This window comes from Variovorax paradoxus B4 (genome assembly GCF_000463015.1).
GTDB classification, from domain to species: domain Bacteria; phylum Pseudomonadota; class Gammaproteobacteria; order Burkholderiales; family Burkholderiaceae_C; genus Variovorax; species Variovorax paradoxus_E.
Genome location: NC_022247.1, coordinates 3,033,430 through 3,051,551 on the forward strand (window position 1 = coordinate 3,033,430; position 18,122 = coordinate 3,051,551).

Annotated in this window: 19 protein-coding genes; 7 read left to right on the forward strand and 12 right to left on the reverse strand. The window is 68.8% G+C overall.

Annotation, left to right across the window (positions count from 1 at the left end; all coding sequences use genetic code 11):
* Nucleotides 1-8 precede the first annotated feature (8 nt).
* From fabG to VAPA_RS14155, 10 genes are all read right to left on the reverse strand, one after another.
* On the reverse strand, nt 9-740 hold the full coding sequence (gene fabG, locus VAPA_RS14110; protein WP_021007454.1) for a 3-oxoacyl-ACP reductase FabG: 732 nt from the start codon (nt 738-740) through the stop codon (nt 9-11).
* Nucleotides 737-1,210 (reverse strand): thioesterase, encoded by a 474-nt coding sequence (locus VAPA_RS14115; protein WP_021007455.1) that lies wholly within the window; start codon nt 1,208-1,210, stop codon nt 737-739. Before VAPA_RS14115 ends, fabG begins: the two co-directional genes overlap by 4 nt.
* On the reverse strand, nt 1,207-1,971 hold the full coding sequence (locus VAPA_RS14120; protein WP_021007456.1) for a class I SAM-dependent methyltransferase: 765 nt from the start codon (nt 1,969-1,971) through the stop codon (nt 1,207-1,209). The genes VAPA_RS14115 and VAPA_RS14120 overlap by 4 nt, the downstream gene beginning before the upstream one ends.
* Nucleotides 1,968-2,813, reverse strand: coding sequence for a polysaccharide deacetylase family protein (locus VAPA_RS14125; RefSeq protein WP_021007457.1), 846 nt, complete (start codon nt 2,811-2,813; stop codon nt 1,968-1,970). Before VAPA_RS14125 ends, VAPA_RS14120 begins: the two co-directional genes overlap by 4 nt.
* A complete protein-coding gene (locus VAPA_RS14130; RefSeq protein ID WP_021007458.1) occupies nt 2,813-5,212 on the reverse strand; it encodes an MMPL family transporter in 2,400 nt (799 codons plus the stop codon). Before VAPA_RS14130 ends, VAPA_RS14125 begins: the two co-directional genes overlap by 1 nt.
* Nucleotides 5,209-5,847, reverse strand: a complete 639-nt coding sequence (locus VAPA_RS14135; protein ID WP_021007459.1) for a LolA-related protein — start codon at nt 5,845-5,847, stop codon at nt 5,209-5,211. Before VAPA_RS14135 ends, VAPA_RS14130 begins: the two co-directional genes overlap by 4 nt.
* Nucleotides 5,819-6,817 (reverse strand): acyltransferase, encoded by a 999-nt coding sequence (locus VAPA_RS14140; RefSeq protein WP_021007460.1) that lies wholly within the window; start codon nt 6,815-6,817, stop codon nt 5,819-5,821. The genes VAPA_RS14135 and VAPA_RS14140 overlap by 29 nt, the downstream gene beginning before the upstream one ends.
* Entirely contained in the window at nt 6,817-8,526 is a 1,710-nt protein-coding gene (locus VAPA_RS14145; protein WP_021007461.1) for an AMP-binding protein, read from the reverse strand. The genes VAPA_RS14140 and VAPA_RS14145 overlap by 1 nt, the downstream gene beginning before the upstream one ends.
* 81 nt (nt 8,527-8,607) lie before the next feature.
* Nucleotides 8,608-9,252: a COG4648 family protein gene (locus VAPA_RS14150; RefSeq protein ID WP_021007462.1), complete on the reverse strand. Its 645-nt coding sequence runs from the start codon at nt 9,250-9,252 to the stop codon at nt 8,608-8,610.
* 3 nt (nt 9,253-9,255) lie between these two features.
* Nucleotides 9,256-9,567, reverse strand: coding sequence for a phosphopantetheine-binding protein (locus VAPA_RS14155; protein ID WP_012747776.1), 312 nt, complete (start codon nt 9,565-9,567; stop codon nt 9,256-9,258).
* Nucleotides 9,568-9,668: 101 nt separating this feature from the next.
* Between VAPA_RS14155 and VAPA_RS14160 the strand changes: the two genes are divergently transcribed.
* A complete protein-coding gene (locus VAPA_RS14160; RefSeq protein WP_021007463.1) occupies nt 9,669-11,180 on the forward strand; it encodes a helicase HerA-like domain-containing protein in 1,512 nt (503 codons plus the stop codon).
* Nucleotides 11,181-11,198: 18 nt separating this feature from the next.
* Here VAPA_RS14160 and VAPA_RS14165 read toward each other — a convergent pair whose 3' ends face one another.
* A complete protein-coding gene (locus VAPA_RS14165; protein ID WP_021007464.1) occupies nt 11,199-11,840 on the reverse strand; it encodes an NrsF family protein in 642 nt (213 codons plus the stop codon).
* Entirely contained in the window at nt 11,837-12,418 is a 582-nt protein-coding gene (locus VAPA_RS14170) for a sigma-70 family RNA polymerase sigma factor (protein WP_413470467.1), read from the reverse strand. The genes VAPA_RS14165 and VAPA_RS14170 overlap by 4 nt, the downstream gene beginning before the upstream one ends.
* Nucleotides 12,419-12,598: 180 nt before the next feature.
* On the opposite strand from VAPA_RS14170, the gene VAPA_RS14175 reads away from it, so the two are divergent.
* The 6 genes from VAPA_RS14175 to VAPA_RS14200 all read left to right on the forward strand — a co-directional run bounded on the left by VAPA_RS14175 (nt 12,599) and on the right by VAPA_RS14200 (nt 18,121).
* Entirely contained in the window at nt 12,599-13,018 is a 420-nt protein-coding gene (locus VAPA_RS14175; RefSeq protein WP_021007466.1) for a hypothetical protein, read from the forward strand.
* A gap of 14 nt (nt 13,019-13,032) precedes the next feature.
* Nucleotides 13,033-13,500, forward strand: a complete 468-nt coding sequence (locus tag VAPA_RS14180) for a DUF6152 family protein (RefSeq protein ID WP_021007467.1) — start codon at nt 13,033-13,035, stop codon at nt 13,498-13,500.
* Between the two features lie 115 nt (nt 13,501-13,615).
* Nucleotides 13,616-14,968, forward strand: coding sequence for a GTP cyclohydrolase II (locus VAPA_RS14185; protein WP_021007468.1), 1,353 nt, complete (start codon nt 13,616-13,618; stop codon nt 14,966-14,968).
* Nucleotides 14,965-16,380: a URC4/urg3 family protein gene (locus VAPA_RS14190; protein WP_021007469.1), complete on the forward strand. Its 1,416-nt coding sequence runs from the start codon at nt 14,965-14,967 to the stop codon at nt 16,378-16,380. Before VAPA_RS14185 ends, VAPA_RS14190 begins: the two co-directional genes overlap by 4 nt.
* Before the next feature lie 33 nt (nt 16,381-16,413).
* Entirely contained in the window at nt 16,414-17,043 is a 630-nt protein-coding gene (upp, locus tag VAPA_RS14195) for a uracil phosphoribosyltransferase (RefSeq protein WP_021007470.1), read from the forward strand.
* Nucleotides 17,044-17,119: 76 nt separating this feature from the next.
* Nucleotides 17,120-18,121 carry a BMP family protein gene (locus tag VAPA_RS14200; protein ID WP_021007471.1) on the forward strand — a complete coding sequence of 334 codons (1,002 nt, stop codon included), beginning with the start codon at nt 17,120-17,122 and terminating at the stop codon, nt 18,119-18,121.
* Nucleotide 18,122: the final 1 nt, after the last annotated feature.

The window sequence follows — 18,122 nt, forward strand, 5'->3', positions numbered from 1 at the left end:
CCCAGCGGCTAGATCATTCCACCATTGATCGAAATCACCTGCCCCGTGATGTAGGCCGCCTCGTCGCTGGCCAGGAATGAAGCCAGCGCCGCCACTTCCTGCGGCGTTCCGGCGCGCTTCATCGGCACCATCTGGTTGACCATGGCGGGATCGAACGCGGCATCGGCCATGGGCGAGGCGATGATGCCCGGCGCAATGGCGTTGACCGTCACACCGCGCGACGCCACTTCGAGCGACAGCGCCTTGGTCGCGCTGTTGAGCGCACCCTTGGCGGCGGCGTAGTTGACCTGTCCGCGATTGCCGGTCAGTGCCGAAACGGACGAAATATTGAGCACACGCCCCCAGCGCGTGCGCATCATCGGCAGCAGCAAGGGCTGCGTCACGCGGAAGAATCCATTGAGCGAGACGTCGATGACCTTGTGCCACTGGTCGGCGCGCATGCCGGGCAGCACGGCGTCGTCGTGCACGCCCGCGTTGTTGACGACGATCTGGACCGGCCCGCCTTCGAGCATGCGCTCGCACGCCGCGCGGCAGGCTTCGTCGCTGCGCAGGTCGAACACATGGCACTCGGCCTTGCCGCCCGCGGCCGCGATGGTGGCCGCCAGTTGCTCCACCGCTTCGGGACGCGAGTTGGCGTGCAGCAGCACCGTGGCGCCATCGCGCGCCAGGCGCTCGGCCATGGCGGCGCCCAAGGCACCGCTGGCGCCGGTGATGAGTGCGCGTTTTCCTTCGAGATTCATTGCGTCGTGGCTCCGGTTGCCAGCGGCGTGTTCAGCACCACCACCGCGCGGCCCTCGGCCAGCACACGGCCGCCGCTGTCGTTCACCGCGAATTCATAGAGGATCTGGTTCGTGTCGCCCGACAGGCGCCGCGCCTGCACCTGCAGCGCGCCGTCGATGTCGTCGAGCCGCGCCACCGACAGGCGCACGTTGCGCGCGCTCGCGAGGAATCCGGCCGATGGCGTGCTCCCTGCTGCAGCCAGCAGACCGCCGTGCAGCGCCATGGCCTGCGCCGCATATTCGATGGCGTTGGGCGCGAGCAGGCCGCCCGCCGTTCGCAGCGGGTTGTCCGGCTGCGCATGCGTGCGGGTGCTGCAATGGATGGACTCGGCGTCCCAGCGCTCGAGTCGGTCGAGCAGGCACATGCTGCCGCTGTGCGGAATGCGCTCGGCAATACCGGCGCGGTCGAGCGTCTGCGAGGCCGTTGTCACGCCGGGTGCTCCAGGTCGGCCACCAGCAGCACGTTGGCAAAGGGCGTTCCCTTGCTCATCGGAATGCTCTGCACGCGAAAATCCAGCCGCTGCAGCGCCGCCACCCAATCGGACAGCGGACGGCCCCAGGTGGGCGACACCTTGTGGCCGCGGATGCGCGTCACGGTGCGGTCGACCCATTGGCTGATGGCGAAGCCGCGCTTGCTCGACGCGTCGCCCACGCGCAGCAGCAGCCGGGCATTCGCATTGCTGCCGCGCCGCAATGCGTCGCGCACGCGCTGCAGAACGCTCTCCTGCGCCTCGATGTCCACATAGTGCAGCACGTCGAGAATCACGACCAGGTCGCACTCCGGCAACGGCGCCGAGCACATGTCGGCGCACAGCAGCCGCGGTGCCGGCTGCAGATGGCCGATGGAAGCCTCGGCGCGGGCCACGTCCTTGGGCATCAGCTCGATGCCTGTGTAGTCGGCAACCGGCGGCGTGGGCTTCCAGGACGACGGCCAGCGGCCGTGCGCCTGCATGCGGCTCATCGACGCGAGCAGGCTCGCGAAGAGCCCTTGTCCGCAGCCGATGTCGACCACGCGGCGATGCGCCGGGTCGATCAGCCCGCGTTCAAGCAGTCCGCGAAACACCGGATCGCGCCCCAGCTTGCCGCGCGCGAAATGCCAGGCGAAGGTGCCGCCCTTCTTGTAGGGAACGGTGGCGGCCTCGTGCAGTTCGCGCCAGGCGGCGTCGGTGGAGGAAGGCGGCACTGCGCTCATGATTCAAGGCCTTCAGGCAAGGTGACAGCGCGCAGTCCATCGGCGCGCAGGCGTTCGAAAAGCAAGGGCAATACCTCCACCAACACGGGGTTTCCTCCAGGGGTGCGCGCGGCGTTGCCATCGTGCAGAAGCAGGATGTCGCGCGCCCGCAGCTTGCGGCCCAGGCGCGCCATGACCTTGGCAGGGTCGCCTTCGCGCGTGTCGAAGCCGCGGCGCGTCCAGCTCACGAGCGAAAGGCCGAGCCGGTGCAGCACCGGCTCGAGGAACGGATTGCGCAGGCCCGCCGGCGCGCGGAAGCAGGTCGGGCGCTGGCCCGTGGCCTCGGCCAGGATGTCCTGCGCGCGCGCGATCTCGCTCGCAAAGCCGCGCGGCCCGAGGAAGGAAAAATTGTGCCGATGCCGCGCGGTGTGGTTCTGGATGCTGTGGCCCCGCGCCACGATCTCGCGCGCCAGTGCCGGGTGGGCCAGCACGCGCTCGGCGATGCAGAAGAAAGTGGCGCGCTGGCCATGTGCGTCCAGCAGGTCGAGCACCCGGGGCGTCACCTCGGGGTCGGGCCCGTCGTCGATGGTGATCGCCACCTGGCGCCGGGCACCGGCTGCCTCGGGCAAGCGCGTGACATTGGGCCCCAGCAGGCTGCTGCGCGGCGCGAGCCCCGCGCCGGTGATCAGCGCATGGTTCAGCACGATCGCGCCGATGGCCCAGGGTATGGCGCCCGGCACCAGCACGCCGGCGCCGATGGCCGCCACGTGCCAGGCCGCGCTGGCGCGAATGGCCGGCGGCCAGGGCCAGGATTCGGAAGGTGCAGCGGAAGATGCGGACGGCATGGCGCCGGATTCTCCCATCAGCCGGGCGCGGGCGGTGGCGCCACGCGGCGCGCGAACGCGGCCGACAGCAGCAGCGCCAGCAAGGCACCCGGCGCAACCACGCGGCCGATCGACGACAGCGCCGGAATGTCCGAGATCGCGATCAGCCCAAAAGACACCACCGTGGTGAGGTTGGCCAGCATCAGCGACGCCAGCGTGTCCTCGTCGGCCCGCCCGGCCACGCGCAGCTGGTCGAAGAACAGCGCGTAGTTGGAGCCCACCGCCACGATCAGCAGCAACCCCACCAGGTGCAGGATGCCCAGCGGCACCTGCAGCACGGCCATGCCGCCAAGGGTGAGCACCACCGCGAACAGCAGCGGCTGGCACACCGCGAGCAGGCGCCGGCCCGAGCGCAGGTAGATGCCGAGCAGCACCACCACCGCCAGCGCGCCGAGCAGCACCTGCACGAAGGCCTCATGCAGATAGCGTTGATAGAGCCCCGCGAGTTCGCGGCCCACATCGACCACCTGCACTTCCGGCACGCCTGCCAGCGCCGCTTCGAGCCGGCCCGCGTCGAACTTCGCTCCGGGGTGCAGTACCACCAGCGTCGACCAGCCGCCGCCCGGGCGCTGGTACATGAGCGTATTGACCACCGAACCGAGCGGCCCGTCGGCCAGGTCGGCGCGCCGCACAGGCGTGAGCTTGCGCGCGGCTTCGACGTCGGCCAGGAAGGGCCCGAGGCGCGAGGCCGGCAGCGGCGAGCCTTGCGTGGCCTCGGCCAGCCGGGTGCGCAGCGTTTCGCCCTCGGGCAGGCTGGCCAGCCGGGCCGCCTGGGTCGCCAGGCTCGGCAGCACGCGCGTCACGGCCTCGAAACCGCCGAGCTCGCCCTTGTCGACCAGTGCCTCGAGCCGTGCGGTGGCCACCTCGGTGTTGCGCAGTGCGGTTTCTTCGTCGGCACCGTAGACCACCACCAGCGTGCTGCCGTCGCCGGTACCGATGTCCGCGCGCAACATCTCGTCGAGCTGCTGGGCCGACTTGGGCACCGGGCTCATGGCGCCGAGGTCGGCGCGCCACAGATGCCCGCCCTGCCAGATGACCAGCACCAGCGCGGCAGCGCCAAGCCCGGCCAGGACCCAGCGCAGGCGCGGCAGGCCGCGCACGAGCACGCCGGCAGCGTGCGCCATGTACTTGCGCATGCCCATGCCGGTGGCGCCATCGGGCGCGAGCACGGGCAATGCATGGCGCGTGGCCAGTGCCGCGGCCACCAGCCCCGCAATGGAGAACACGCCCAGTTGTGCCAGGCCTGGAAAGCCCGAGAACACCAGCGCCGCGAAACCGCACACCGAGGTCAGCAGGCCGAGCCGCACGGTGGGCCAGTGCACCTCGCGCCAGCGCGCCCAGCCGGTGCCGGCCACGGCCGCGCCCCGGGCCTGGATCAGGTAATAGATGGCGTAGTCGACGGTCTCTCCGATCAGCGTGCTGCCGAAGCCCAGCGTCATGCCGTGCACCGAACCGAACACCACGCTGACCGCCGCGGTCCCCACCACCACGCCTGTGGCCACCGGCAGGAACGCGATGACCAGCGCGCGCGGCGACGCAAAGGCCAGCAGCAGCAGGCCGCCCATCACGATGCCGCCCACGATCGCGAGGTGGATCGCTTCGGTCTTGATCTTGTCGCGGCTCAGCACCGAGAACACGGGCGGGCCGCTCAGCAGCAGCTTCGGCCGGGTGGCCTCGGCCATGTCGCGCGTTGCGGCATCGAAAGCCGCGTGCACGCGCGAAATGGCCAGGGCCTGGGCGTCGAGATCGCTGCCCGCCGCGCGCGTGGTGGCGATCATGAGCGCGCGCGGCGCGGTGCGCGACATCCAGACGCCGTTTTCGCTGCGCGGCGCACTGGCCGGCGTCAGTTCCACCGCAATGCGCTGGGTCTCGCCGGTCGGATCGCGATCGAGCAATGGCTTGATCACGTTGCCTGCCGGCGTGCCGAGCATCGACAACGTTTCGTAGATCGCGTCGCGCAGGCCATCGGCGGTGAACTGCTCGGGCCTCACGCCCGGCGAGAGCTGGTAGCGGTGCGCGAAGACCCAGGTACCGGCCTCGCTCCAGTCGCCCGTGTCGCCGTTCTGGATCAGGTCGAACAGCCGGCTCTCGCGCATGGCCTTGGCCACCGCGCGGGACACGGCAGCGCGCTGCTCGGCGCTGGCACCGCCCTCGATACCGAGCATCAGCGTGCGCGACGCCACGCCGCTTTGCAGCTGCTCGATGAGCACCTGCTGTCGCACGTCGGGGCTCTTGGGCAGGAAAGCGGAAAGGTCTGCGCTGAACTGCGTGCGCGCAATCTGCAGCGCACCGCCGAGCAGCACCAGCGCCCAGACCAGCAGCACCAGCGCCCGGCGCTGCCAGCTCGGCGGCCCTCCCCCGGTCTCGCGTGCAATCACGGCGTGGTGCGCCCGGCAGCGCCCGCAGGCGCGGTGGGTGCGGCGCCCGGGCGCTCGGGCGTGATGTTCATCACCGAGCGGTCGCCGCCGACGAACTCCATTTCGAGGCCCAGCACTTCGTTTGCGCGGCCGCTGATGCGGATGCTGCGCACCTGGGCCGCTAGCCGGCTGTCGGCCGGCAGGAGGTCGAGCGTCCAGTTGCCGGCCGAGCCGCCCACCGTGCTGCGGAAATAGCGCTGCAGGGTGGCGCCGTCGCCGCTCAGCGTGCCGCGCATGGCTTCGACCAGGCCGAGCAGCTCGGGCATGCTGTCGAGCGTCAGGGTGCGGTTGCGGCCGCCGCGCGAAAGCGTCAGCGTGTTGCCTTCGACCGCCATGGTCTCGACGCGCGGCGAGAGCGTGCGCCGCACCAGCTTGTCGGGGGCATCGAAGCTCAGCGTGCCGCGGGCATCGAGCGGGCCTTCGAGGCCGTGCACGAAGCGCTGTTCGGTGAAGCGGGCCTCGCCGCTCTTCTGCTTCGAAAGCAGCCCCATCAGCTCGGGCAGGTCGAAAGCCCACGCCGGCGCGGCGCAGCAGGCCAGTGCCAGCAGCAGGCTCCTGCAAAGCCAGTCAAACCGAATCTTCGAGCCAGAAATCATGAAAGTTGAACCAGTTGTAGGGATAGGCGCGGCACAGTGCATCGAGGCGCACCACATAGGCTTCGACCGCCGCGCGGATGCGGCGTTCCCGCTCGGCGGGGTCGGACGCCCGCTCGCTGAAGTCGGCCAGCAGGTCGAACCGGACATCGTAGCGCGCGCCGCCGCCGTAGAGGCCGGCCATGAAGAACACCTTGCGCCGCAGCAGCGCCGCCAGGCGGAACGGGCCGTCGTTGAAACTTGCCGGATGGCCCAGGAATGGCAGCACGATGTTGTTGCCGCGCTGCTGCGCCGGCTGGTCCTCGCTGCCCGGCAGGGTGCGGTCGACGAGCATGCCTCCGAGGCCGCCGCCATCGAGCCAGTCGCGCAACGCCAGCATCGAATGCGGGCGGCCCAGCGCGATCACGTGGGGCCGCAGCCCGGGCAGGCTGATGGCGTTGAGAATGGCCGTGATGCGCTGCGCGTTGTCGGGGTACATCAGCATTGCAAGCCGCAGGTCGTGCTTGTGCTGGCTGTTGTGCTTGCAGGCGCCCATCGCCTCGAAGCTGCCGACGTGCGCGCCGAGCAGGAAGGCGCCGCGCCCTTTCAGTGCCTCGGCTTCCAGCGCCTGGTTGCCCTCGACCTTGACGTCGAACAGGTCCATGCGACCGCGCAGGAAGTACACACGGTCGAGCACCGTCGAGGCAAAGGCATGCAGCAGGCGGTAGCCATCGATCCAGCCGGCGTGCGGACCGATGGCCCTGAACAGGTAGCGCTTGATGTGGCGGCGCGGCGCGGGTGCGAACAGCAGGAAGTACAGGCTGATCGGCGGCAGCAGCAGGCGCGTGACACGGCGACCGCACACGAGCGCCATCAGGCAGATGAAGCGCAGCGCCAGCATGTTGCTGCGCTCGGGCGTGTGTGCCCAGTCGCCGCGCTGGCCTGCCTGCGCCGCATCTTTCACGGCGCGCGTCTCGGCGTCGGTGTGATTCATCACGCAGACTCTTGCACGGCGGCCCAGCGGCCGGTGACAGCCAGCACGCCGTCGCAGCGCACGTCGAAGCGCACGCCGCGCGCGGCGCCGGGCTCGGGTTGCAGTTCGATGGAGAGCATGCTGCCCGGCCGCACGGGCGCCAGGAACTTGGCGGCCGCGAGCGTGGGATGAGTGCCGAGCCGGGCGACCAGCGCCGGCACGCGCTGCACGGCTTCCATGACCTCGGCCAGCACCAGGGCACCGGGCAGCAGCGGCTGACCGGGGAAATGGCCCGCGAACGCCGGATGATCGGCAGGCACTGCATGGGCCAGCTGCACCGGCGTGTCGTCTTCCGCCAGCTGCGCGAGCGCGAATTCGCGCAGCGCCCGCACCGTGAGCTTGCCGGTGCCTTCGCGCGGAAAGGCCTTCACCTGCACCACGCGGCGCGGCACGAACACGGGCTCCAGCCGCTGCCGCAGTGCGGCGACGATCTCGCCGGCCGAGAGCGTGGGCGCCACGACGAAGGCCACGGGGCGAACCACGCCATCGGCCACTTCGTCGGGCAGCCAGAACGCGCCGTCCTCGACGCCCGGGATGCTGTTCAGGTGATAGTTCAGATGCGCGAGCGAGCTGCGTCGGCCCGCGACGTGGATCAGGTCATTGGCGCGGCCGAACAGCCGGAAGCGGCGCGCATCGAGCAGTTCGAGCACGTCGGCCATGGGCGTGGGCTCGGGCAGGAAGTCGCCGCTGAAGATGAAGCGCTCGGGACCGTCGCCCTCGCCCGGTTCGGCGTGCACGCGGATGTTGCCGAAGTTCTCCCAGACCTCGCTCTGCGTGGTGCGGCGGGTGGCGACCTGGCCGGATTCGGTGCTGCCGTAGATTTCGATCAGCACGCCGCCGAGCGCCTGTTCGGCCTGGGCCGCCAGTTGCGGCGACAGCGGCGCGGTGGCGGAGAGAATCAGGTCGACCGGCGACAGCTCGATGCCCGAGAGCAGCAGCGTCTTCAGGTGGAAAGGCGTGGTGACCAGCGCGCGCGGACGCGGCACCGAGGCCAGCGTCTTGGCCACGTCGGCCGGAAAGAACGGCCGTCCGCTGTCGAACGCGGCGCCGCCGAGCATGGCCAGCAGCACCGACGATTCCAGCCCGTAGCTGTGCTGCACCGGCACCGTCGCAACCAGCGTCATGCCGGCGAGCGATGGCAGCCCGAGCAGGCTGGAAAGCCGCTCCACCGCCACCGCGACGTCGCCAACCAGCGTGTCCCATCGCTTGGCATGCGGCTGCGGCGCGCCGGTGGAGCCGGAAGTCAGCAGGCTCACCGCGTGCATGCCGCCGTCGATGGCCGGAACCTCGAGGCCGGCGCCGCCTTCGGGGCTGGAGCAGTCTTCGACCAGCACGCGCGGCATGCCCGGCGTGGCAAGCCCGGCGTCATCGGTCAGTGCGAAAAGCTTCGATCCACCGGATTCGAGCAGGCGCGCGAGCGTGTCGGGCCGCGCATCGGGCGGCAGCAGGCTCGCGTGGCCGCGCACCAGCGCAGCCGCCAGGCTGACGGCAAAGGCGTAGCGGTCGACGCAAAGATTGACGGCATTCCCCTCGACCGGCAGCATTGGCGCGAGGCGGGCCACGTCGGCCAGGAACTGGCGCGTGCTCACCGGCACGCCGGCGCGCCAGGCCAGGGGCGCATCGAGGTCCCGGTTCGCGATCAGCGGCAGCAGGCGGGTATCGGCGCTCATTGAGTAACCTCCGTGCTTCGCACTGCGGTGCGAGCCCCCTTCGGAACGGCCGGGCGGGCGCTCATGCGGTTGTCCCCTGCTTCAACGGCCGCCGCTGCTGTGGTCGACGGGCGATGCGCCCTGGAAGGCGCGCACCGCATCGATGAGACGCGTGCGCTCGAACTCGGGATGCAGCCGGTAGCGCACCAGGTGCTCGCCCACGAAAAGAAGAGTGACCGACAGCGGCGTCAGCACGTTCGCCAGCAACGACCAGGCTGAAAAAGGCAGGGTCAGGTACACCACGATGGACGACACCACCACCAGCGCGAAGTACACGGTCCAGATGCGCGTGAGCTGCGTGGTGTAGGCCAGCATGTGGCCCTTGAGCGGGTGCACGCGCTGCGCGAATTGCGTGATCAGCGGCAGGCCGGGGCCGCGCAGCGAAGCGCCGAACCAGCCGCACAAGAGGCCGTTGATGGCGACGTGCTGGAAGACGTAGAGCCGGTTGGTGTCGCCCGCCTCACCCAGGAACACGAGCGCGAAGCCCCCGATGCCCAGCAGCAGGGCTGCGGCGAAACCCCAGCGGCCGAACTTGCTGGCGGCAAAGCCCATGGCGGCCAGCCAGAGCGGGCCGAGCAGGACCGCCACGGCCCACGGCTCGGTGGGGTGGAACAGCATCATCCAGTGAGAGAGGCCGGCATAGGCCACTCCCACCAGCAGCAGGAGCGCCAGTCGCCATCGAGACATGGATCAGGAAGCGCTGCGATGCTGGGCGACGTGGGTCGCGAGCGTGCGCAGCGACTGGAAGATCTGTTGGTTGCGCTCGTCGTCCGAGCGCAACTGGAAGCCGTAGCGCCGGGACACCTCGAGCGCGACCTCGAGGATGTCGATCGAATCGAGGCCCAGGCCTTCGCCGTACAGCGGATCGGTGGGCACGATGTCTTCGGGGGCGACTTCGAGATTGAGCGCGTTCACCAGCAAGACGGCCAACTCTTTTTCAATCGGCGACTGTTCAGGTGAATCGCCGGCGGCGGGAATGGGGGGCTGAGCAGTCGATGACAAAAAAACCTCCTGAAACTTTTTCCGTAACTACCTCGGGGGCCGTGGATTATAGGAGGGAGGCTTGATTAGACTGCCTGCTTCGATACGACCCGGAGCCCTTCATGGCCGACCCTCTCTTGATCGCGCGCCACGACACCATCGAGTGCACCCTGCTTCCCGGCCTGGCCAACCGCCACGGCCTGATCACCGGCGCCACCGGCACCGGCAAAACAGTCACCCTGCAGACCATCGCCGAGAAGCTCTCGAGCATCGGCGTTCCGGTATTCATGGCCGACGTCAAGGGCGACCTGACCGGCATGAGCCAGAAAGGCACGATCGGCGAAAAAATGGCGGCCACGCTGAAGGAACGGGGCATCGAGCTGCCCGAATCGGCCGCCTGCCCCGTCACCTTGTGGGATGTGTTCGGCGAACAGGGCCATCCGGTGCGCGCCACCGTCTCCGACATGGGCCCCCTGCTGCTGGGCCGCATGCTCGACGTGAACGAAACGCAGGCCGGCGTGCTGAACCTGGTGTTCAAGATCGCCGACGACAACGGCCTGCTGCTGCTCGACCTGAAGGATCTGCGCGCCATGCTGCAGTACGTGGGCGAGAACGCGAGCCAGTTCACCACCGAGTACGGCAACATCAGCGCTGCCAGCGTGGGCGCCATCCAGCGCGGCCTGCTGCAGATCGAAACCCAGGGCGGCGAGAAGTTCTTCGGCGAGCCGATGCTCAACATCGCCGACTTCATGCAGACGGTGGGCGGCAAGGGCGTGGTCAACATCCTGGCGGCCGACAAGCTCATGAACTCGCCGCGGCTCTACGCCACCTTCCTGCTGTGGATGCTGTCGGAACTGTTCGAGCAGCTGCCCGAAATCGGCGACCCCGACCAGCCCAAGCTGGCCTTCTTCTTCGATGAGGCCCACCTGCTCTTCAACGAGGCGCCCAAGGCGCTGGTGGAGCGCATCGAGCTCGTGGTGCGGCTGGTGCGCTCCAAGGGCGTGGGTGTGTATTTCGTGACGCAGAACCCCCTCGACATCCCGGATTCGGTGCTCGCCCAGCTGGGCAACCGCGTCCAGCACGCACTGCGCGCCTTCACCCCGCGCGACCAGAAGGCCGTCAAGGCCACGGCCACCACCATGCGCCAGAAGCCGGGACTGGACATCGAAACCGCCATCACCGAACTCGCGGTGGGCGAGGCACTGGTGAGTTTTCTCGATGCCAAGGGGCGCCCGAGCGTGACCGAGCGCGTGTTCGTGGTGCCGCCCGGCAGCCAGATCGGCCCCGTCACGCCCGCGCAGCGCCAGGCAGTAGTTGCCAATTCGCTCGTCGCCGGCGTGTACGAGAAGACCGTGGACCGCGAATCGGCCTACGAAAAGCTCAAGGGCCGGGCCGAAACCGCGCCCGATGCGCCACCGGCCAAGACGCCGGGCGGCAAGGGTGCGGCCGAAACGGCCGAAGGCAGCAGCATGCTGAACGACCTGCTCTTCGGCAGCACGGGCCCGCGCGGCGGCAAGCGCGACGGCCTGGTGCAGACCATGGCCAAGTCGGCGGTACGGACCATGGGCACCTCGGTCGGCAAGGAAATCCTGCGCGGCGTGCTGGGCGGCATCTTCGGCGCCAAGAAGCGCTGAGCCAGGCCCCGGGGCCGTTCACCAGCGCAGCAGGCGCGGCCCGAGCACGGCGCCCACCAGCACCGGCAGCGCAATGCCGCTCACGTACCAGACTGCCAGGAAGGGTGCCGTCAACTCCATGCAATGCAGCGCGTAGACGGCCGCGCCCACCCCGCCGGCCAGCCCACCGGCGGCCGCACCGGCCAGCGCAGGCCGCGTGGGCGCCAGCCCCTTCAAGGCCAGCAGCGCCGCCGCAAAGACCGGCAGCGCCATGAGCCCGATGCTGAGCGCGCAAACGCGCCACGACTCGCCCATGAGCAATGGCATGCGCTCTTCGGCCGGCGCATTGAACCAGGCCAGGGCGGCCATCACCCACACGGCAAGCACCGGCACCGCGATGCCGATCCAGGCGCGCCGCACCGGCACGCCCGGCCGCGCCAGGCGCTGCACCATCACGAAGGCGGCCGCCGCAATGCACAGCGGAAACAGCACCTTGACCCAGAACATCGGCCAGAACATGGCCTGCACCAGGTCGCGGCGCAATCCGTATTCGGTGAACAGGATCGCGAATGACAGGGGCAGCCCCGCGAACAGCGCAAGGGCCAGGCGGCGCCCTGCGGCGCGGCGCGGCGCGGCCGTGGCGCCGGTCGCCAGCATGGCCACGAGATCGTCGGTTTTCATGGCGCCTTGCTCCTGAGCCTGGCGGCGAGCGCCTTGAGTCCGCGGTGGATGCCCACCTTCACGGCCGATTCGGACATGCCGGTCAGGCTTGCCGTCTCGGCCACCGAGAGGCCTTCGAGCTTCACGTGCACGATCGGCAGGCGCTGGCGTTCCGGCAGGGTCTGCAGCAGGCCCCCCAGGTCGCGCCGGGCATCGCTGGCGTCGATGGCCGATTCGGCGAACACCGCCAGATCGTCGTCCAGCGGGTCATGCAGCGCTTCGCGCGCGGACTTGGCGCGCAGCAGGTCGATCATCTTGTAGCGCGCAATCGCATGCACCCAGGCCGTCAGCGGCTGGTCGCTCTGGTAGGTGTGGCGCTGGTTGTGCATGGCAAGCAGGCATTCCTGGACAAGGTCTTCCACTTCATCGGGCCAGCCGAACAGGCGCTTGCCCAGAAAGGCGCGCAAATGCGCGCTGAGTTTTTGCAGAAATTCGCGATAAGCCGCCGCGTCGCCGTCGAGGCCGCGCAGGAACAGGCTGCGCAGCGCTGCTTCGGCGTCACTCATTCGCGTTCTGCTGTCCATTGTGTTTCGTGCCATCGGACCGGCTGGTTACAGCCCTTTCGGAAAAAAGATCCCGCCGGATTGTGCCGTGCCGGGTGGAGACGCCGGATTCGTCCTCGGCTAAGCTCGCCCGACCCCATGGAAGGAGCACCCCATGCAACCTGCCAGTTCATGCCTTTCGCCCCCTGAAAAGCCCGCGGCCCGGATCTGACGCCGATGCTGGCCGGGCTGGTTTCGCACCCCTGGGCCTACCCGGCGCTGGAGGTGGTGCACATCGTTGGCATCGCGCTGCTGTTCGGCGGGCTGCTGGTGTTCGAATTGCGCGTGCTCGGCCTTGGCCGGGAGTTGCCGCAAGGGCAATTGGCCCGCCTGACGCTGCTGCCCGCGCTCGTCGGCTTCGGGCTGTGCGCCGCCACCGGCCTCACGATGTTTTCCACGCAGCCCGGCGAACTGCTGGCCAATTCCGCCTTTCGCATCAAGCTTTTCCTGATCTGCCTGGCGGGCGCCAATGCCGTCTGGTTCCACGTTCGAGGCGGCCTTGCCGCCACCGGCGCGACGGCCAAGGCGCAATGCCTGTTGTCGCTGGGGTTTTGGCTCGCTGTCATCATCTGCGGGCGTTGGATTGCCTACATCTGAGCAAGGAGACCAAGATGATCGACAGACGCTTGTTCGTTGCCGGTTCACTCGGCCTGGCGCTGCCGTCCTGGGCGCACCATGGATGGAGCAGCTTCGACCAGGACCGCCCGCTCTATCTGGAGGGACGCGCAACCAAGGTCATGTGGCGCAATCCGCACGGTGAGGTGGAGCTCGAGTTGCCCGAGAACCCGACCCTGCCGGCCGACCTGAAACAGCGCGCCCTGCCCCGGCAAAGCGCGGCCGTCGATGGACCTGCGCTGCTGGCCAAGGCGCAGTTGCCCACGCGGCGCGACCGCAAGTGGCAGGTCGAGCTGGCGCCGCTCACTCGGCTGCAGGCCTGGGGGCTCGAGGAGATCAAGCCCGGCACCCCGGTGGCCGCCCTGGGCTTCACCTTCACCGGCGAAAAGGGCGATCCGGTGCTGCGTGCCGAATATCTGTTCGTCGGCGGCAAGGCCTACGGCCTGCGCTCCTCGCCGGCCTGAACGGCGCACCGGCCGCAGCGCGATGGCTGCGGCCACCGGCGGCGTTGACGACATTCGCGCCCTGCTTGCCAGCCGCGCAAGTGATCGGTACATTGCATTTTTTTGAGGGCCTCCAATGTCCGCAGATAGCACAGCGACCCCTTCTGAAATTCCCGAGATTTCCGCGATCCCCGCCGTCCCTTCGACTTCAGCGATCCCCGTCTCACCCCTTCCCCCGCTCCACCCTTCCTCGTCGACCGGCCACATCCGGCTGACCTCCCATGCCGGCGGCTTCGGCGCGCTGCCCATCCGCTGGGGTGCGGCCACCGCCACCGAACGCGGACCCGTGGTGGGCACCACCACGAAGCGGGCGCATCGCAATGTCATCGGTACGCACAGCGGCTCGTACAGCGTCTATCGCGCACTGGCCGTGGCAGCCGGCGCCCTCAAGCGCGAACACAAGGCCGACCTGACCAACACCGCGCCCACCGACGTGATCGGCCCGTACCCGCAGTGGAGCGAGCCCGGGCGCATCGTCTCCCTCGACCCGTGGGGCGCATTGGTGGCCGATGTGTTCTCCACCGAGCTGGCCGCGGGCTACGACATCCGCCCGACCATCGCGATCACCAAGGCCCACGTGATCCTGCCCGAGGTGATCGAGGCGCTGCAGAGCGGCCGGCTCAAGGCCGACGGCCACTTCCTCACCGCGGGTGGCGCGGCCATGGTGACCAAGGCCGCCATCGAGCCCGTGTGGTACCTGCCCGAAGTGGCGCGGCGCTTCGGCTGCTCCGAAACCGACCTGCGCCGCACGCTGTTCGAGGAAACCGGCGGCATGTACCCCGAACTCGTCACGCGCTCCGACCTCGAGGTGTTCCTGCCGCCCATCGGCGGGCAGACGCTCTACATCTTCGGCAACCCGCGCGACCTGGCCAACCCGGAGGTCGAACTGACGGCGCGCATCCACGACGAGTGCAACGGCTCCGACGTGTTCGGCTCCGACATCTGCACCTGCCGCCCCTACCTCACGCACGCCATCGAGGAGTGCATCCAGGGCGCGCAGCGCGGCGGCGTCGGCCTCATCGCCTACTCGCGCAAGGAAGGCCGCGCACTCGGCGAGGTGACCAAGTTCCTGGTCTACAACGCACGCAAGCGCCAGGTGGGCGGCGACACGGCGGACCAGTATTTCGCGCGCACCGAATGCGTGGCCGGCGTGCAGGACATGCGCTTCCAGGAACTGATGCCCGACGTCTTCCACTGGCTCGGCATCAAGAAGATCCATCGCCTCGTGTCGATGAGCAACATGAAGTTCGACGCCATCACCGGCTCGGGCATCGAGATCGGCGAGCGCGTGAACATTCCGGACGAACTGATTCCGGCGGACGCCCGCGTCGAGATGGACGCCAAGATGGCCGCCGGCTATTTCACGCCCGGCCCGGTACCGGACGCCGAGGAACTCAAGAAGGCCAAGGGCCGGGGATTGAGCGAATGAACGGCAACAAGGACAACAACAGCAGCGACTACCTGCCTGCCGACGGCTCGGGCAGCCTGCCGCCGGGCAGCGCGGGCGACATCGATCCGGCGATCGAGTTCGCTCCCGATACCAGCCACCCCGCGGGCGCCGCCACCGTGCTGCGCACGACCGCTGCCATCCGCGAGCGCGCGGCGGCGCTGCTGGCGCGCGCGCGCCGGGGCGAGTCGCAGTGGTTCCGCATCGCCGGCAGCGACGTGCTCGAAGACGCGGCGCGCACCGTCGCCGAGGTCACGCGCGAGCGCTATCCCTGGGACACCATCCCGTACCACAGCCGCTGGCGCCACTTCGAGGCCGGCGGCGTCGACCGGCTGAAGCAGCTCGACGAACTGCTCGGCAAGGGCGTCGATGCGCGGCAGCGCGCCAGCGCGCACATCGACCTCGTGCTGGTGAGCGTGCTGCTCGATGCCGGCGCAGGCCCTGGCTGGCACTACACCGAGCCCGCCACCGGCCAACACTTCTCGCGCTCCGAGGGCCTGGCCATCGCGAGCTTCCATGCCTTCACGAGCGGGCTGTTCTCGTCCAACCCCGACCATCCGCTGCAAGCCGATGCCGCCGGCCTGCGCGGCCTGGTGACCGACCGGCTCGGCGACGCCTTCCAGGTCAGCGACGTGAATCCGCTGGTGGGCCTGGCCGGCCGCGCGGTGCTGCTGCGCCGGCTCGGCGAGGCGATGAGCGAGCAACCCGAGACCTTTGGCGACGACGGGCGGCCCGCCGGCATGTTCGATGCGCTGGTCGCCCCGTTCGGCGCGGCCGCGCCGCCCACGGCCGAGATCACCGCGCACCAGATCCTCTCGCTGCTGCTCGAAACGCTCTCGGGCATCTGGCCCTCCGCCAACACCATCGACAGCATTGCACTCGGCGGCAGCGACACCACGGGCGGCATCGGCTCGAGCGACCCGGCACTTGCGCTGGGCGACTGCTGGCGCCACAGCGCGGTGCGCGGCCCCGGCCTCACCAACGGCTGGATGCCGTTCCACAAGCTGTCGCAATGGCTGACCTATTCGCTGCTCGAACCCTTCGAGTGGGCCGGCGTGAAGGTGCGCCACCTCGACGCGCTCACCGCCCTGCCCGAATACCGCAACGGCGGCCTGCTGATCGACAGTGGCGTGATCGTGCCGAAGGACCCGGTCTTTCTTTCGCGCACCTGGAAAGCCGGCGACGAATTCATCGTCGAATGGCGCGCCCTCACCGTCGCACTGCTCGACGAACTGGTGCCGCACGTGCGCAAGATCCTCGACCGCACCGAGGAAGAACTGCCGCTGGCCTGCGTGCTCGAGGGCGGCACCTGGGCCGCCGGCCGCGTGCTGGCACAGCGCTTGCGAGACGGATCGCCACCGCTCCTGATCGAAAGCGACGGCACCGTCTTTTAGACTCCCCGGTCCAGCAACGGCAGAGAAAATCCAATGAGCAACGTCCACCTCGTCGATCACCCCCTCGTCCAGCACAAGCTCACGCTAATGCGCCGCAAGGACGCCTCCACCAACAGCTTCCGCCGGCTCCTGAACGAAATCAGCATGCTCATGGCCTACGAGGTCACGCGCGACATGCCGATGCAGGACATCGAGGTCGAGACCCCGCTCGAGACCATGCAGGCCAAGGTCATCGACGGCAAGAAGCTGGTGCTGGTGTCCATCCTGCGCGCGGGCACCGGCATCCTCGACGGCATGCTGACCGTGGTGCCGGGCGCGCGCGTCGGCCACATCGGCCTGTACCGTGACCCGAAGACGCTGACCGCTGTCGAGTACTACTTCAAGATGCCCGGCGAAATGGAGAACCGCGACGTGATCGTGGTCGACCCGATGCTGGCCACCGGCAACTCGGCGGTGGCCGCGGTCGAACGGCTCAAGGAACTCAACCCCAAGTCGATCAAGTTCGTCTGCCTGCTCACCTGCCCCGAAGGCATCGCGACCATGCAGAAGGCCCATCCCGACGTGCCGATCTACACCGCCGCGATCGACCGGGAGCTGAACAGCCACGGGTACATCCTGCCCGGATTGGGCGACGCCGGCGACCGCATCTTCGGCACGAAGTAAGGCCGACGCTCTCTGGCGGCGGCCGTTGTCGATTCGGCAGCAACAAGAAGATTTCCATACCTCGAGGAGAAGCACCGTGACAGCACGCCGTCAGTTGATCATTCGTTCCGCCGCCATTGCCGCAGCGCTTGCGGCCGGCGCGCCCGGCCTTGCACTCGCGCAGGCCAAGCTCAAGGTGGCGGCGGTGTACACCGTGCCCTTCGAGCAGCAATGGGTGGGCCGCATCCACAAGGCGCTCAAGGCGGCCGAGGCGCGCGGCGAGATCGAATACAAGGCGACCGAGAACGTCAGCAACGCCGACTACGAGCGCGTGATGCGCGAGTACGCCACCGGCGGCAACCAGCTGATCCTCGGCGAGGTGTTCGGCGTGGAAGCCGCGGCACGCAAGGTTGCGAAAGACTTCCCCAAGGTCGCCTTCCTCATGGGATCTTCGCTCAAGCCGCAGGCACCCAACTTCAGCGTGTTCGACAACTACATCCAGGAGCCGGCGTACCTGAGCGGCATGGTGGCCGGCGGCATGACCAAGAGCAACCGCATCGGCATGGTCGGCGGCTTCCCGATCCCTGAAGTGAACCGGCTCATGAATGCCTTCATGGCCGGTGCGAAGGAAACCAATCCCAAGGTCGAATTCAGCGTCAGCTTCATCAACAGCTGGTTCGATCCGCCCAAGGCCAAGGAAGCGGCCTTCGCGATGATCGACAAGGGGGCGGACGTGATGTACGCCGAGCGCTTCGGTGTCTCGGACGCGGCCAAGGAAAAAGGCAAGCTCGCCATCGGCAACGTGATCGACACGCAGGCGCAGTACCCCGACACGGTGGTGGCTTCCGCGCTGTGGAACTTCGAGCCCTCGGCCGACCGCGCAATCAAGCTCGTGAAGGAAGGCAAGTTCGCCGCCGAGGACTACGGCCCCTACTCGATGATGAAGCACAAGGGCTCCGAACTCGCGCCGCTGGGTACTTTCGAGAAGAAGGTGCCGGCGGACATCGTCGCCAAGGTCAAGGCCAAGCAGGCCGACATCCTCTCGGGCAAGGTCGCCATCAAGGTCGACGACTCCCAACCCAAATCGACCGCGAAGTGAG

Coding starts and splice junctions, on each gene's coding strand:
- upp (WP_021007470.1), top strand. CDS start 16,414: ATGAGCAACGTCCACCTCGTCGATCACCCCCTCGTCCAGCACAAGCTC.
- fabG (WP_021007454.1), bottom strand. CDS start 740: ATGAATCTCGAAGGAAAACGCGCACTCATCACCGGCGCCAGCGGTGCC.
- VAPA_RS14125 (WP_021007457.1), bottom strand. CDS start 2,813: ATGGGAGAATCCGGCGCCATGCCGTCCGCATCTTCCGCTGCACCTTCC.
- VAPA_RS14190 (WP_021007469.1), top strand. CDS start 14,965: ATGAACGGCAACAAGGACAACAACAGCAGCGACTACCTGCCTGCCGAC.
- VAPA_RS14145 (WP_021007461.1), bottom strand. CDS start 8,526: ATGAGCGCCGATACCCGCCTGCTGCCGCTGATCGCGAACCGGGACCTC.
- VAPA_RS14150 (WP_021007462.1), bottom strand. CDS start 9,252: ATGTCTCGATGGCGACTGGCGCTCCTGCTGCTGGTGGGAGTGGCCTAT.
- VAPA_RS14140 (WP_021007460.1), bottom strand. CDS start 6,817: ATGAATCACACCGACGCCGAGACGCGCGCCGTGAAAGATGCGGCGCAG.
- VAPA_RS14175 (WP_021007466.1), top strand. CDS start 12,599: ATGCTGGCCGGGCTGGTTTCGCACCCCTGGGCCTACCCGGCGCTGGAG.
- VAPA_RS14135 (WP_021007459.1), bottom strand. CDS start 5,847: ATGATTTCTGGCTCGAAGATTCGGTTTGACTGGCTTTGCAGGAGCCTG.
- VAPA_RS14170 (WP_413470467.1), bottom strand. CDS start 12,418: ATGGCACGAAACACAATGGACAGCAGAACGCGAATGAGTGACGCCGAA.
- VAPA_RS14165 (WP_021007464.1), bottom strand. CDS start 11,840: ATGAAAACCGACGATCTCGTGGCCATGCTGGCGACCGGCGCCACGGCC.
- VAPA_RS14160 (WP_021007463.1), top strand. CDS start 9,669: ATGGCCGACCCTCTCTTGATCGCGCGCCACGACACCATCGAGTGCACC.
- VAPA_RS14120 (WP_021007456.1), bottom strand. CDS start 1,971: ATGAGCGCAGTGCCGCCTTCCTCCACCGACGCCGCCTGGCGCGAACTG.
- VAPA_RS14180 (WP_021007467.1), top strand. CDS start 13,033: ATGATCGACAGACGCTTGTTCGTTGCCGGTTCACTCGGCCTGGCGCTG.
- VAPA_RS14185 (WP_021007468.1), top strand. CDS start 13,616: ATGTCCGCAGATAGCACAGCGACCCCTTCTGAAATTCCCGAGATTTCC.